The sequence below is a fragment of the uncultured Shewanella sp. genome (assembly GCF_947491715.1).
GTDB lineage: Bacteria > Pseudomonadota > Gammaproteobacteria > Enterobacterales > Shewanellaceae > Shewanella.
This window is the reverse complement of sequence record NZ_CANLKR010000021.1, coordinates 39,670-53,882: the sequence shown is the minus strand read 5'-3', so window position 1 is coordinate 53,882 and position 14,213 is coordinate 39,670. Positions and strand designations below refer to the sequence as shown.

General features: G+C 43.2%; 13 protein-coding genes. 7 read left to right on the top strand and 6 right to left on the bottom strand.

From position 1 onward, the window contains the following. Nucleotides 1–59 precede the first annotated feature (59 nt). The 3 genes from Q0779_RS14765 to ilvY all read right to left on the bottom strand — a co-directional run bounded on the left by Q0779_RS14765 (nt 60) and on the right by ilvY (nt 2,951). A complete protein-coding gene (locus Q0779_RS14765; protein ID WP_298773645.1) occupies nt 60–1,526 on the bottom strand; it encodes a sodium:solute symporter family protein in 1,467 nt (488 codons plus the stop codon). 95 nt (nt 1,527–1,621) lie between these two features. After that, a complete protein-coding gene (locus Q0779_RS14760; protein WP_298773644.1) occupies nt 1,622–1,801 on the bottom strand; it encodes a hypothetical protein in 180 nt (59 codons plus the stop codon). Nucleotides 1,802–2,078: 277 nt separating this feature from the next. Beyond that, nucleotides 2,079–2,951 carry an HTH-type transcriptional activator IlvY gene (ilvY, locus tag Q0779_RS14755; protein WP_298773643.1) on the bottom strand — a complete coding sequence of 291 codons (873 nt, stop codon included), beginning with the start codon at nt 2,949–2,951 and terminating at the stop codon, nt 2,079–2,081. Nucleotides 2,952–3,154: 203 nt separating this feature from the next. Between ilvY and ilvC the strand changes: the two genes are divergently transcribed. From ilvC to ilvA, 6 genes are all read left to right on the top strand, one after another. After that, a complete protein-coding gene (gene ilvC / locus Q0779_RS14750) occupies nt 3,155–4,636 on the top strand; it encodes a ketol-acid reductoisomerase (RefSeq protein WP_298773642.1) in 1,482 nt (493 codons plus the stop codon). A gap of 522 nt (nt 4,637–5,158) precedes the next feature. After that, the gene (gene ilvG, locus Q0779_RS14745) at nt 5,159–6,832 is read left to right on the top strand and encodes an acetolactate synthase 2 catalytic subunit (RefSeq protein ID WP_298773639.1); all 1,674 of its coding nucleotides are present in this window, start codon (nt 5,159–5,161) and stop codon (nt 6,830–6,832) included. Continuing rightward, on the top strand, nt 6,829–7,086 hold the full coding sequence (gene ilvM / locus Q0779_RS14740; protein ID WP_298773637.1) for an acetolactate synthase 2 small subunit: 258 nt from the start codon (nt 6,829–6,831) through the stop codon (nt 7,084–7,086). The genes ilvG and ilvM overlap by 4 nt, the downstream gene beginning before the upstream one ends. A gap of 11 nt (nt 7,087–7,097) precedes the next feature. Next, the gene (locus tag Q0779_RS14735) at nt 7,098–8,024 is read left to right on the top strand and encodes a branched-chain amino acid transaminase (RefSeq protein ID WP_298773636.1); all 927 of its coding nucleotides are present in this window, start codon (nt 7,098–7,100) and stop codon (nt 8,022–8,024) included. Between the two features lie 117 nt (nt 8,025–8,141). Continuing rightward, nucleotides 8,142–9,986, top strand: coding sequence for a dihydroxy-acid dehydratase (gene ilvD / locus Q0779_RS14730; protein WP_298773634.1), 1,845 nt, complete (start codon nt 8,142–8,144; stop codon nt 9,984–9,986). Between the two features lie 49 nt (nt 9,987–10,035). Beyond that, nucleotides 10,036–11,580 (top strand): threonine ammonia-lyase, biosynthetic, encoded by a 1,545-nt coding sequence (ilvA, locus tag Q0779_RS14725; protein WP_298773632.1) that lies wholly within the window; start codon nt 10,036–10,038, stop codon nt 11,578–11,580. Between the two features lie 88 nt (nt 11,581–11,668). Here the strand turns inward: ilvA and Q0779_RS14720 are convergent, their stop codons facing one another. After that, nucleotides 11,669–11,995, bottom strand: a complete 327-nt coding sequence (locus tag Q0779_RS14720; RefSeq protein ID WP_298773630.1) for a hypothetical protein — start codon at nt 11,993–11,995, stop codon at nt 11,669–11,671. Between the two features lie 204 nt (nt 11,996–12,199). Between Q0779_RS14720 and Q0779_RS14715 the strand changes: the two genes are divergently transcribed. Further along, a complete protein-coding gene (locus Q0779_RS14715) occupies nt 12,200–13,330 on the top strand; it encodes an alanine--glyoxylate aminotransferase family protein (RefSeq protein ID WP_298773628.1) in 1,131 nt (376 codons plus the stop codon). A 25-nt stretch (nt 13,331–13,355) separates the two neighbouring features. Here Q0779_RS14715 and Q0779_RS14710 read toward each other — a convergent pair whose 3' ends face one another. Both Q0779_RS14710 and Q0779_RS14705 read right to left on the bottom strand, forming a co-directional pair. Further along, nucleotides 13,356–13,751, bottom strand: coding sequence for a hypothetical protein (locus Q0779_RS14710; protein ID WP_298773627.1), 396 nt, complete (start codon nt 13,749–13,751; stop codon nt 13,356–13,358). Between the two features lie 131 nt (nt 13,752–13,882). Beyond that, nucleotides 13,883–14,191, bottom strand: coding sequence for a hypothetical protein (locus tag Q0779_RS14705; protein WP_298773625.1), 309 nt, complete (start codon nt 14,189–14,191; stop codon nt 13,883–13,885). Between the last annotated feature and the right edge of the window lie 22 nt (nt 14,192–14,213).

Sequence of the window (14,213 nt, the reverse complement as noted above, 5' to 3'; positions counted from 1 at the left end):
AATCATCATTATTTAATTCAATGTCTTTAGCAGTATAGTTTGATATTTGAAAATTTTGTTTAGGTTTGCTCTTTTTCCATTCGGTAACGATGAATAAACTTATGATGTAAATTAACCACTAGGGTATTGAGCAAGAGGCCAACCACTCCTGCGGGTAACCCAAATGGCTGGTTCAATGAAGGGGTAAACATATACATCAGCGTGAAGCTGACTCCTACTGTTAGACCATAAAGTACTGAGCTGGCTTTAAGTTGTTTCAGATGCAATCCAAGCATGACCGCGGGGGCTATTTGACAAAGAATTTCAAGTTTTAATTGAATTAACCACCAAAGGGTAACGGGGAGGTAAATGGCCAAGCCTGCCATAATGGCTATTAGTACCCAAGTAAAAATCTTCCCCATATAAATTAATTTTCTTTGGCTCGTTTTTGGGCGATAGGCTTGGTAAATGTCTTGTGTAAATAAAGAAGCAATGGCGAGCATAGCCGAGTCCACAGTAGACATAATGGCGGCAATGGCGGCGGCGACGAATAAGGTGATGATGTATTGCATGCCTGCAATGTGATTGAGTTTGGAGAGCATGAGTAAAATTATTTCATCGGAAGTGACTTTATCTAAGTCAGGAAAATGAGCGGCGCCGATTATGGCAATGATGATGATAGGGAGTGTGGTGAGAAATGGCATGACTAACATTAACTGTAAAGAACGTTGTAGGGTTTTTTTGCTTTTTGCGGCATAAATGCGCTGTATGGCCTGAGGGTAGACCGCCGCCCCGAAACACACCATGATTAATGTGCCGACCCAACTCTTTATATCTGTCATTGTCGGTGTTTTAAAGAATTGTTTTTTTGTACTTTCTAATACTGTTTGATTATCGAGCACTGAGCCATATTGTGTCCAGATCACCGTAAAAATAATTAAAATGGTGACTAAAAGCAGAATACCTTGGATGGCATCGGTCCAAGCGACAGAGCGCATGCCTCCTAAGGTTTCATAGATCACCATGATCAGTGCCATGGAGAGGATCCCTTGGGCAAAGCTAATTTGCCCTCCGGTAGCATAATCCATAATATAACCAATGGCTTTTAGGTTACTGAGTATGTATCCCGCCAACACCGTTAAGCAAATAATAACTACAATAGTCGTTAGGCATTTGCTTTGATAACGAAAAGTAATGAAATCACCGACCGTGATGAAATCGTTTTTTTGTGATAGACGAAATAACTTGGGGGCATAAAGCATATAACCGCCAATGACGGACAGCATTAACGTCATGCCGACCAAGAAAAACCAACCATTTCGATAAGCTGATCCGGCAAATCCGATCAGATTATTACCACTGTATTGAGTGGCGTATAAGGTTAAAAATAAAATGCCGACGCCAAAACTTTTTCCGCCTAAATAGAAATCGTTAAGTGTATTTTCTTTGCTTTTTTGCTTGCCTAAAATACCCACGCCAATCAATGAAACTAAATAGAGAACAAGAAATATCATACTAGGATAATTGAGTAAGGCATTATTCATCATGACGGTCATCACTCTATTTAATTTGAGGTTAAGAAAACGGCTCGTTTATTTATTATTAATTATTTATTTTTAATGAGTTATAAATGATAAGGGTTTTACTCATCCCATTCTTTTTCAAGAGCGATAAAGAGTATGAGTGCATAAACTATGCTGAGTACAAGTGAGCCCCATGCCCATAATGGGATCCCCCAGTAGGTCGTTGCATCTAAAAAGGGGGCTGTTAATAATAAACACAAAAAAGAGAGTTTGAGCAAAGGCGTTTTTACGGGAGTCATGTTTTTTCAAAGGTATATAATTTGATGGTAAAGTGTAAATCAGCTTTTCTCCTATTGCCATTTAAAATCAAATCGATAGTAGACATTGGTTGTATATATAAGGCCGTTGATATTAAAAACAAATTAATTATTAATGAGATACACATTAATTAACCTTAATAAGTTAATTAGGCTGAGTACGTGTAATTGAAGATAAATTGTTTTTGTCTTGCGCTTATTTAGAGTATTAAGTTGACTGATTATATATAAACTGCTGGTATGTTTATTAAGTGTAAACTTAAATTGTTTTTAAAAATGCACTGATGACGGGATCACTTTGGCGTTTTATTTTACAGCAACAGCCTAATTCGAAAGGTGCAATAGGGATGGGTGAAGGAAGGAGCTGGATCCTATCACGAACAGGGCTATTTTTTATTACTACTTCAGGGGTAATGCTTACGCCGCAACCCAGCGCCACCATAGAGGCGATTGCTTCATGACCCGATACTTGAGCGTAAATATTCGGTATGAGTCCCAACTTCCTGAACCAATTATCGATGCGAATACGACCGGGCCCATGTTCTGGCACGATAAAAGGTAATCTGTCCCATGGAAGATAGGATTCATTGAGTAATTCTTGTACTTTACAACGGATTGTCGGAGCGATGATGGTTAGAGGAATATTATCAATTTTGGCGAAATGTAAGCTTTCAGGAAAAGGCTCCGGTAAAGCGGTAATGGCGATATCGGTTCGGTTTTGGCTGACTTCATGGATAGCGTTAGCCGCATCGCCTGTAGTCAATGCTATTTCAACCAAGGGGTGTTCTCGCCTAAATCGGTCAAGTAAACCAGGTAAGTGACTGTAAGCGGCTGTAACTGAACAGAATAAGTTCAACCTTCCTCTTAGTAAATCTTGTTTTGGATCGATTTTTGTTTTCAATTTTCCCCAATTATTCAAGGTTTGCTCAGCAAAGTGGCGATATTCAATACCAGCATTGGTGAGTGAGACGCTGCGATTATCTCGCCTGAATAATTGGGCTCCGACTTCTTCTTCTAATCGTTGCATGGTTCGGCTTAACGTCGAAGGACTCACATGCATAGCTTGAGCGGTTTTTGTGAAATGTAAGCTATCACAAAGATGGAGATAGAGTTTGATGGTACGAATATCCATAACATTTAACCTTGAATGAAGCGCATTTTTTAACTTTATATTTACCAATATAAAACATCACACCATGTTGCAAAAAATGCAATACAGTGTTTCGAATATATCATTTTAAGCAATGAAAAGCTTGCGTTATAGTGACGTCAATCGCGATTTGGCTTAAAGAGAGCCAATCGATTTCCTTAGTCCTTTAATGGGGTGGTATACAGATGGCTAACTATTTTAATTCTCTGAGCTTACGTCAACAATTAGAACAGCTGGCCCAGTGCCGCTTCATGGATCGTAGTGAGTTCAGTGAAGGTTGTGATTATATCAAAGACTGGAACATCGTCATATTAGGTTGCGGCGCTCAAGGTTTAAACCAAGGTTTAAATATGCGTGATTCTGGTTTGAATATCTCATTTGCACTACGTCAACAAGCTATCAGTGAAAAGCGAGCCTCATATCAAATGGCCACAGGTAATGGTTTCCGTGTAGGGACCATAGAAGACTTAATTCCAGCGGCGGATTTAGTGCTTAACTTAACACCTGATAAGCAGCACACAGATGCGGTTAATTCTGTTATGCCATTGATGAAGCAGAATGCGACGCTTGCTTATTCTCATGGTTTTAATATTGTTGAAGAAGGCATGCAAATTCGCCCTGACTTAACGGTAATTATGGTTGCCCCTAAGTGCCCTGGTACCGAAGTACGCGAAGAGTATAAGCGTGGATTTGGTGTGCCGACTCTGATTGCTGTTCACCCTGAAAATGATCCTAATGGTGATGGTTTTGATATCGCAAAAGCGTATGCCAGTGCTACGGGCGGTGACAGAGCGGGCGTGTTGCACTCGTCTTTTATTGCGGAAGTGAAGTCAGACTTGATGGGGGAGCAAACCATTTTATGTGGCATGCTACAAACGGGTGCGATTTTAGGTTATGAGAAAATGGTTGCCGATGGTGTTGAACCTGGTTATGCCGCAAAACTCATTCAACAAGGCTGGGAAACGACGACCGAAGCATTGAAGCATGGTGGTATCACTCACATGATGGATAGGCTGTCAAATCCTGCAAAAATCAAAGCATTTGATACCGCTGAAGAGCTCAAAGTGATCCTTAAGCCATTATTTGAAAAACACATGGATGACATCATTGGCGGAGAGTTCTCTAAAACCATGATGGAAGATTGGGCGAATGATGATGCTAACTTGCTAAAATGGCGTAATGAAACCAATGAAACAGCCTTTGAAAATGCGCCTGATTCAGAGGAAAATATTGATGAGCAAGCGTATTTCGATAAAGGTATTTTCCTTGTAGCAATGATCAAAGCGGGCGTAGAGCTTGCTTTCGATACTATGGTCGCTGCGGGCATTATTGAAGAGTCTGCTTATTATGAATCACTTCATGAAACGCCATTAATTGCGAATACGATTGCGCGTAAGCGTTTATATGAAATGAACGTTGTTATTTCTGATACGGCTGAGTACGGGTGTTATTTATTCAATCATGCGGCTGTGCCTATGCTACGCGATTACGTTAATGCAATGTCGTCTGAGCTATTAGGCGCAGGCCTTAGTGATACTAACAACGGTGTTGATAATGTGCGTTTAATTGAAGTTAACCAAGCGATCCGCAATACATCAGTAGAGCAGGTTGGAGCTAAACTACGCGGCTATATGACTGAAATGAAAAGAATTGTAGAAGAAGCTTAAGTGATGGTTTGCACTTAATGTGGTGTATGTTGCCTGATTTGAGTGCAAGTACCAATCCTAAGGGATGTAGAATAGTTGCAATATGGAAGTGAGCAGTATGTTGTCCTTTCATTTGCTTAATGCTATTAAACGAGCATTAGTTAAGAAGACAACGAATGATACAATTTTTTTATTGTCTTTCTTTTTGGCTTTGTGGTAAACCTTAGGTATCGCTTTTATCTTGTAGTGAATACAAAGTAAGATCGAATTAACCAAATTTATGCAAACAAACTGATCAGGAAACATGTTAACGATGCGTCATTTAGCTGCCAAGCTCATTATTGTGATTATTACCGTCGTGGCTCTCAAGTCACAGCGGGGGCAGCGTACGCTAAATCGACAGACCTAAATCAGGTAAAAAGATTGCTACTAACCCCCCGCTCCGAAAGGACTGGGGGGTTTTTTGTTTAGGGCATATGAAGTTTAAGTGGTCATTAAAGCGCACATTTTTGTAATTTATGGCAATTAGAGGTAACGGAATCGATGGGACAAGGGCAGAAAATTCGCGGTGCTGATGCGGTGATTAAAGTATTAGTCGCCCACGGTGTGAATACAATATTTGGTTATCCTGGTGGAGCCATTATGCCGCTCTATGATGCGCTTCATGGCAGTTCTGTTGAGCACCTGTTAAGTCGGCATGAACAAGGGGCGGCTTTTGCGGCATTAGGGTATGCTAGAGCCAGTGGACGAATAGGCGTGTGTTTTGCGACTTCAGGTCCCGGTGCAACAAATCTTGTCACGACTTTAGCGGATGCATTACTCGACTCTGTGCCTATGGTGGCGATAACTGGTCAAGTGCCTAATCACCTGATTGGTACCGATGCCTTTCAAGAGATTGATATGCTCGGCATGTCACTGTCTTGTACGAAACACAGCTTCATGGTGACCCATATAGATGAACTTATTCCGACATTGTATCAAGCATTTGAAATTGCCGCCTCGGGTCGTCCAGGTCCCGTTTTAGTCGATATTCCTAAAGATATTCAAGTGGCTATGCTTGAATATAAAACCCCTCTACATGCCGTTTTGCCAGAGCCTTGGCATCTAGATGCCGATATTCTTGCGGCAAAAGCGTTATTACAAGAGGCAAAAAAGCCTATTATTTATGCTGGTGGTGGTGTGGGCATGGCAAATGCCGTGAGCCAATTACGTGATTTCATCGATGTCACTGGTATGCCTTCCGTTTCGACGTTGAAAGGACTGGGTAGCATTACTATTGATACGCCGGGCTATTTAGGCATGCTGGGTATGCATGGTTCTAAAGAGGCGAATATTGCTGTGCAAGAAAGTGATTTATTGGTGGTGGTTGGTGCAAGGTTTGATGATCGTGTCACAGGACGTTTGTCGTGTTTTGCCAATAAGGCAAAAGTGCTTCATTTAGATATCGATGCAGCAGAATTGGGTAAATTACGGGCAGCGGATGTGGCAATTGCCAGTGATTTACGTGAAGTCTTACCTGCTATTAGTCAACCATTAGCTATTGATGCATGGCGGGATGAAGTTAAGCAGCTGCAAGTGACTCATGAGCGAGATTATGATTGCCCAGGTGAGCTGATTTACGCCCCTGCAATGCTAAGGCGCTTAGCGCAAAAATTGCCTAAAGACAGTGTTGTGAGTTGTGATGTGGGTCAACACCAAATGTGGGTTGCTCAGCATATGTGGTTTGATAGACCTGAGAATCATTTGTCCAGTGGTGGACTTGGCACTATGGGCTTTGGTTTGCCTGCCGCTATTGGCGCCAAAGTCAGTCGCCCGAATGCAACAGTGGTTGCTGTGTCTGGGGATGGCTCTTTTATGATGAATGTGCAAGAGCTAGCAACCCTTAAACGCAAACAAATCCCCGTTAAAATATTGCTTATTGATAATCAAAAGTTGGGCATGGTGAAGCAATGGCAACAACTTTTTTTTGAAGAGCGTTATAGTGAAACCGATTTATCTGATAACCCTGATTTTGTGCGTTTAGCGTCGGCATTTGATATTCCCGGTCGCAGCATTGATAAGGCAAGCGAAGTTGAATCGGGGCTGGATGAAATGTTGAATGCAAAAGGGGCTTTTTTATTACATGTCGCTATTGATGATGCACATAATGTTTGGCCTTTAGTGCCGCCTGGGGCGGCGAATCACAATATGATGGATGGAACGGAGACGCAAATATGATCTACGACATGATTTTAACAGTACACCAACGTGCAGAAGTATTAGAGCGTGTGTTAAGAGTTATTCGTCATCGCGGGTTTAAGGTGATGAGTATGAACATGCAAGTCCATGAAAATGAGACTAGTATGGTGAATGTAGTCGTAGAGAGTGAGCGGGCAATTACATTACTTAGTAATCAACTGGATAAGTTGATTGACGTGCTTGACTGTCAAGCATTGCCGTCTCAGACAGAAAACAAACTTGCTAGGGTATAAGGAAAAAAATAATGGCCGCAAAAACAGCAGAGTATATTTGGTTTAATGGTGCAATCATGCCTTGGGCGAATGCAAAAGTACATGTCATGTCTCATGCGTTGCACTACGGAACCTCTGTATTTGAAGGCATACGTGTTTATGACACGCACTTGGGGCCAGCGGGTTTTCGATTAACGGATCATGTGCAGCGTTTATTTGATTCTGCAAAAATTTATCGTATGCCTATTCCCTATACTTTTGACGAGGTGATGCAAGCTTGTACCGATAGTGTGCTTAAGAATGACTTAACCAGTGCTTATATTCGTCCTTTGGCGTTTTATGGTGATGTGGGCATGGGGATCACACCGCCGAAAGATGCGGTTTGTGATTTGTTGGTTGCTGGTTTTCCGTGGGGTGCCTATTTAGGTGAAGATAGCATGGAAGCCGGCGTTGATGTGGCTGTTACGTCTTGGAATCGCTTAGCGGCCAATACTATTCCGACAGGTGCTAAAGCGGGTGGCAATTATTTGTCATCGCTGCAAATCTCTACAGAAGCCAAGCGTAATGGTTTTGATGAAGGCATTGCGCTGGATACTAACGGTCTAGTGAGTGAAGGGGCGGGTGCCAATTTATTTGTGGTGAAGAAAAACAAAATTTACACCCCACCAGCCACCGCTGCTATTTTGATGGGACTGACTCGCGACACCATTATGGTTCTGGCAAGAGATATGGGTTATGACGTGGTTGAAGAAGCCATGTCCCGTGAGTTTCTCTATCTTGCTGATGAAATCTTTATGACGGGCACAGCTGCTGAAATTGTACCTGTGCGCAGTGTCGATAGAATTGAGATTGGTGAAGGTCATCGTGGGCCCATCACCAAAAAAGTCCAACATAGCTTCTTTGGTTTATTTACTGGAGAGACAAAAGACAAATGGGGCTGGTTAGAGCCTTTGAAATGAGAATGAGTCGTGGCTAAAGTTGGCTGTTTTTAGCATAGCCGTTTTAGCGTTATTGATATAAGAGTTATAGTCCATTAACAATATAGGGCTATTTTTCTCAAAGATAGGACAATCGCAATGCCAAAATTACGTTCAGCTACCAGTACCGAAGGCCGTAACATGGCGGGTGCTCGTGCACTCTGGCGCGCAACGGGTGTAAAAGATAACGATTTCGGTAAGCCGATCATCGCTATTTCTAATTCTTTCACGCAATTTGTTCCAGGGCATGTGCATTTAAAAGACATGGGCTCGTTAGTGGCTGGTGCCATCGAAGAAGCAGGAGGTATTGCTAAGGAATTCAATACGATTGCTGTTGACGATGGTATTGCTATGGGTCATGGCGGCATGCTGTACAGCTTGCCTTCACGGGAATTGATTGCCGATAGTGTCGAGTACATGGTTAATGCGCATTGCGCAGATGCTTTAGTGTGTATTTCAAACTGCGATAAGATCACGCCCGGTATGTTGATGGCTGCTTTAAGGCTTAATATTCCTGTGGTGTTTGTGTCCGGTGGACCGATGGAAGCGGGTAAGACTAAGTTGTCTGATAATATCATCAAACTTGATTTGGTGGATGCGATGGTGGCGGGTGCGGACGATCGTGTGTCAGATGAAGATAGCGAAAAAATCGAACGCAGTGCTTGCCCAACCTGTGGTTCTTGCTCGGGAATGTTTACAGCAAATTCAATGAACTGTTTAACAGAAGCCTTAGGGTTGTCGCTGCCGGGTAATGGCTCTATGTTGGCCACTCACGCCGATCGCCGGGAGTTATTTTTAGAGGCTGGCAGACGGGTGATGGATTTAACGACGCGTTATTACAAACATGATGATGTCTCCGCATTGCCCCGTAATATTGCCAGTTTTAAAGCCTTTGAAAATGCGATGACACTGGATATTGCCATGGGAGGCTCAAGCAATACGGTATTACATTTACTGGCCGCAGCGCGTGAAGCTGAAGTAGACTTTACCATGGATGACATCGATAGATTATCACGTCTTGTGCCTCACCTTTGTAAAGTTGCGCCGTCAACACCTGAATATCATATGGAAGATGTACATCGTGCTGGTGGAGTGATGGGGATTTTAGGTGAGCTTGATAGAGCTGGGTTGCTGCATAATGAAGTACCCCATGTGGCAGGTGATACGTTAAAAGCAGTATTGGCTAAATATGATGTAGCGCAAAGTGAAGATGCGGCCGTACACAAATTCTTCTCAGCAGGCCCTGCTGGGATCCCAACGACGCAAGCTTTCAGTCAAAGTTGTCGCTGGGCAAGCCTTGATATTGACCGTGAAGGGGGCTGTATTCGCACACGGGAATTTGCCTTTAGTCAAGAAGGGGGTCTAGCGGTATTGTCTGGAAATATTGCCCTTGACGGCTGCATTGTGAAAACCGCTGGAGTGGATGAAGAAAACCATACCTTTGTCGGCACGGCACGAGTGTATGAGAGTCAAGACGATGCGGTGGCCGGGATTTTAGGTGGAGAAGTGGTTGCCGGTGATGTGGTGGTCATTCGCTATGAAGGCCCTAAAGGTGGACCTGGCATGCAAGAAATGCTCTATCCTACCAGTTATTTAAAATCTCGCGGTTTGGGTAAGGCTTGTGCACTTATTACCGATGGGCGTTTTTCTGGCGGCACGTCAGGTTTGTCTATTGGTCATGTTTCGCCTGAAGCGGCAGCGGGTGGCACCATAGGGTTAGTGGAAACAGGGGATCGCATTGAAATCGATATTCCTGCACGCTCGATTAAATTAGCCATTAGTGATGATGAGCTTAACGCTCGCCGTGATGCGATGGAAGGTCGAGGAAAAGATGCTTGGAAACCCGTTGGTCGTGTTAGACAGGTTTCGTCAGCGTTAAAAGCTTATGCGTTACTCGCGACCAGTGCCGATAAAGGCGCGGTACGGGATCTCACTAAGCTGTAGTTTTTTATCTGAGATAGGGCAAGTTTAAGCCCTGTCATTGAGGTTTGATATGCTCGCATTAGCTTCACAATCACAACTGGAATTGGCGCAATATTATCTACAGAAAATTTTATTAAGCTCTGTTTATGACGTGGCTAAAGTGACGCCATTATCGAGTTTAAATAAGCTGTCTGCGCGTTTAGGTTGCCAGGTTTTCTTAAAGCGAGAAGATTTACAGCCAGTGCATTCGTTTAAACTACGCGGTGCTTATAACAAGATTGCTGAATTAACCGCAGATGAGTGTCAGTGTGGTGTTGTCTGTGCCTCTGCGGGAAATCATGCTCAAGGCGTGGCTATGTCAGCAGTAGCAAGAGGCATTAGTGCGGTGATTGTGATGCCGGAAACCACGCCAGATATTAAAGTGGATGCGGTGCGCCGTTTAGGGGGAGAGGTTGTATTACATGGTCAAGCTTTTGATATGGCCAATGCTCATGCACAGCATTTAGCAAAAACCCAGGGGCGAGTATACGTGGCACCTTTTGATGATGAAGCGGTCATTGCGGGTCAAGGCACGATTGCGCAAGAAATGTTACAGCAGCAACGAGACTTAGAAACCATTTTTGTGCCTGTGGGCGGTGGTGGATTAATCGCAGGTATTGCCGCTTATTATAAAGCGGTGATGCCACAAGTGAAGATCATCGGTGTTGAACCCGAAGATTCGGCTTGTTTGAAAGCTGCGCTGGATGCTGGTGAGCGTGTGGTGTTAGATAAAGTCGGACTGTTTGCCGATGGCGTGGCGGTTAAGCAGATTGGTGCAGAGCCTTTTAGACTGGCCCGTGAATATGTGGATGAGGTGATCACGGTTTCTTCCGATGAAATTTGCGCCGCATTGAAAGACATTTTCGAAGATACTCGCGCCATTGCCGAGCCTGCGGGGGCGTTATCATTGGCGGGGCTAAAAAAGCATGTCGGTGATAGCGGCAAAGGGGAAAAAGTCGCGGCAATTTTAAGTGGCGCCAATGTGAATTTTCACAGTTTACGTTATGTCTCTGAACGCTGTGAGCTGGGCGAACAAAAAGAAGCGATTTTAGCGGTGCGAGTGCCTGAAAAGCCAGGGATCTTTTTGCGTTTTTGTGAACTCCTTGAAAAACGTGTCATGACCGAATTTAATTACCGTTTCAACAGCCGAGATAAGGCGGTGGTGTTTGCGGGGATTAAACTGTCTTCAGGACAAAGTGAGCTTGATGGTATTGTGGCTAACTTGGAAAATGAAGGCTTTGGTGTGCAAGATCTATCCATGGATGAAACTGCAAAATTGCATGTGCGTTATATGGTGGGCGGTCATCCTTCAGAAAGGCTCACTGAGCGTTTGTTTTGTTTCGAGTTTCCAGAGCATCCAGGCGCTCTGTTTCAATTTCTTACCACACTAAAAAGCCAGTGGAATATTACCCTGTTTCATTATCGCAACCATGGTGCGGCCTTTGGGCGCGTCTTAGCAGGCTTCGAAGTGCCTGAAACGGACAATTTGGCTTTTCAGCAATTTTTGAATAAATTAGGTTTTGAGTATAAAGAAGAAACCCATAACCCCGCTTATCAGTTGTTTTTGACCAATTGAGTGAAGGGATAGGATAGAGAAAAAAAAGCCATGCTGAATATTCAGCATGGCTTTTTTCTCTGATTGTGACTTGGATGAACGAGATAATTTACCAATTACCTGACATTATGATTTTTGAGCCATTAACGCTTTTATCAACCACGCCTATATTATAGGGTTTTCCCATGGCCATTTGTGCTAGCATGGCAGACCAAATGGCCTTACCTTCGTCAGCAGTGATATCGATATAATAGGCGTAACAGCATCCTAGCCATGACTCATTAAACTCATTCACATTTCGTAGCCATACTTGTCCGTCTTTAATTTGGTATTTTAATTGACTCATATCTGTGATTGTAACCCAGTCGCTCGCACCAGCATTGCTGGAGAAGAGTAAACTGAATGCAACCACTGCCAATACCTTTTTGATCTTCATAATTGTTCTAGTTGCCTGTTTAAAAAGTCTTCTTAAAATTATAACAATAATTAACTCTTTAGTGACAAGTTATGGAGGAGAGTGATGATTATTATATGAGTATGATTCTTTTTTAAGCTTATGGTATGTTATTGGCTTGCTATTTTGTGTGTCAGTTATTTTTCTGTTTTAGTGTTTGTTGTTTTGTTTTTATAAGGAAATATCATGTTAGTTGCTCCGACTGTTCAGCCTTTTTTTCCGCCTCAACGTGTGTTGATGGGCCCAGGTCCTTCCGATGTCTCTCCGCAAGTGTTAGCCGCGCAAGCTAAACCGACCATAGGGCACCTTGACCCTTTATTTGTGGCCATGATGGATGAGCTCAAAGCATTAATTCAATATGCCTTTCAGACCACAAACAGTATGACGTTAGCCGTATCGGCGCCGGGCTCAGCAGGCATGGAAACCTGTTTTGTGAATTTGGTGGAGTCCGGTGATAAAGTGATTGTTTGTCGCAATGGTGTGTTTGGCGAACGTATGCGACAAAATGTCGAACGTATTGGTGCTATCGCCGTGCTGGTGGATACTGAGTGGGGGGAAGCGGTTGATGCCGATGCACTTGAGCTTGCACTTAAGGCTCATCCTGATGCCAAGTTTGTTGCTTTTGTGCATGCGGAAACGTCAACGGGGGCCTTGTCTGATGCAAAAACCCTTTGTGCACTTGCTAAACAGTATGATTGTTTAACCATAGTAGATGCGGTCACATCACTTGGTGGAGTGGAGTTGAGAGTCGATGAGTGGGGCATAGATGCTATTTATGCGGGGAGTCAAAAGTGTTTATCTTGTGTGCCAGGCTTGTCACCTGTGTCTTTCTCGGCTGCGGCGGTGGAAAAATTGAAAGCCAGAAAGCGTCCCGTACAAAGTTGGTTTCTCGATCAAAGCTTAGTCATGGGCTATTGGAGTGGCGAAGGGAAACGCAGCTATCACCATACTGCGCCGGTTAATGCCTTGTATGCCCTGCATGAATCTTTGCGTTTACTCGCTGAAGAAGGTTTAGAGAATGCATGGCAACGACATCAAGAGCAGCACTTAGTGTTACGTCAGGGGCTAGAAAACTTAGGCCTTAAGTTTGTGGTGCAAGAAGATGTGAGGTTGCCACAACTCAATACTGTGTTCATTCCTGAGGGCGTTGATGATGCGCAGGTGCGTCAGCGTTTATTGCAAGATTATAACCTTGAAATTGGTGCAGGCTTAGGCGCATTTGCTGGCAAAGCATGGCGCATCGGGTTAATGGGGTATGGCGCACGACGTGAAAATGTCAGTCTTTGTCTTAAAGCCTTGAGTGATGTACTGAATTAAGAGCTGTTATTGTTTACCGAATAGGTTAGAAGAGGGGCTCATACCCTGGATATAAGCGGCAAGTTCTTTGATGTCGCTTTGTGAGAGTTTTTTGGTGATTAATTTCACTGTGGGAATAATCTTGCATAATGCCTTTCATTTCGTCTGTATGACGTTCTCCTGCCTGAAAGGCTAATAACTGACGCATTACATAGTTTACATCTTTCCCAGCTAACCTAGGTGATTGCTTGTTGTATTTATCTGTAATGGGAGGGTTGCCGTCAATTGTGTGACATCCTGCACAGGAATAATGGGCTTGCTCTCGAGTTTGTGTGATTAAGGCTAGTGTATCACTAGATGCCGCATAGGTTAAACTATATACCCAAACCACTTGAAAGTGCATGTTTTCAGAGCCCGTAAAAAGGCTTAATTCAAGGCGCATTAGTGAAAGAATGCTTATTGCCTTGTGAGATCATGCAACGCAGAAGTTAGCGTTTTTACGGACTCCCAACGGGCTGGTTTAAAACACTTTTATTCTGCGTTATTGAATATCAACTTAGAATAACTAAGCCCTCAACTCAATGCCTTGCCTAAACGCGTTTTAATTCCAGCTGAATCCTGCATCTTCAAGTGGTTTGGGTATAGGAGTGACTCAATATGAAATAACTCAGCAATAACTTTTTGATCATACGCAGGTAGCTTTATTGTGGAAGCGAATAAGTTAATGTTTGTATCGCCCTTGGAAGGGAGATCGATATATACCGCAGGTGATGTGTTAGCATCAGCAATTGTGATAAGTGTGGTTTCTTTGGCAAATGAGCTACATGAAATTGACATTAGTAGCCCAATCCAGCTGAGATTAATCATTCTTGTTGTGTGCATGTTATTCCTTAATCATATTTAA